Origin of the sequence: Shimwellia pseudoproteus (assembly GCF_016415625.1) — a bacterium.
GTDB lineage: Bacteria > Pseudomonadota > Gammaproteobacteria > Enterobacterales > Enterobacteriaceae > Shimwellia > Shimwellia pseudoproteus.
On sequence record NZ_WBXP01000117.1, the window covers coordinates 1 to 893 of the forward strand.

The 893-nt window shown below is 46.7% G+C and carries 1 pseudogene; it reads left to right on the top strand.

Going from position 1 to position 893, the window contains the following annotated elements:
- Window positions 1-100: 100 nt before the first annotated feature.
- Window positions 101-796 (top strand): annotated as a pseudogene (locus F9C28_RS19985) (MFS transporter); the annotation flags it as partial.
- Window positions 797-893 lie beyond the last annotated feature (97 nt).

Genomic DNA, 893 nt, shown 5'->3' on the forward strand with positions numbered 1-893 from the left:
AGGATATTTTGAAGGGGGAACTGAGAGAACTAAATTTCAATTTAAACAATGAATTAACTTCTTAGCGTACGTTTTCGTTCCATTGGCCCTCAAACCCCTCAACAGCGATTTCGTGCAGAGCATTGCCGAAACGATTAAAGGATTCTTCGGTAAAATAGAGGAGCTGGCTTTATTAAACTCCATTAATGCCCCAGATGGGTTAGCATTAAAAAAGATTTTTGACGACGGCGGTTGCTGTTACATCATCGGTTCAATGCGCAACAGTAAAGTGATAGCAACTCAACGCATGATTTTAGTTCGGTTAATGCAGCTTGCTGAGTTACGCGACCGAATCAATACCACGCCACGCCCGATTGCTATTCACCTGGCCGAACTAAAATACCATTTATCACGGCCTGCACTTGAGGGTTTAGGCGCTGCCCGAGATAAAGGCGTGCATATCATTATGGATCACCAGTCCGTTGCCGATTTACGCGACTGCCCCGCCGATTTAAACGGCGACGCCGTGGTGGGTGCCGTAGTGGAAAACGCAAAATTTAAACTGGTGTATAAACTGCAAGACCCTGACACCGCGTTATGGGTGGCGAAAATGTCCGGTACGATTTTAGTTGACGATGAGAGTCGCAAAGCAAAAACCAATCGGGTACTGACCGAAGTTATAGACGACGAGCGCACGATCCGGCAGGCGGAACGTTTTTATATCGACAGCAACATGCTGTTAAACCTGCCTCCGTTCGTTAGCTATATTTTCACGGCCACAGAATTACCCCGAGCCTCACTTATCTCACCCTTGAAAGGGCTTTGTTGAATAAATCAGATTTCGGGTAAGTCTCCCCCGTAGCGGGTTGTGTTTTCAGGCAATACGCACACTTTCAGGCATACCTGCTTTCGTC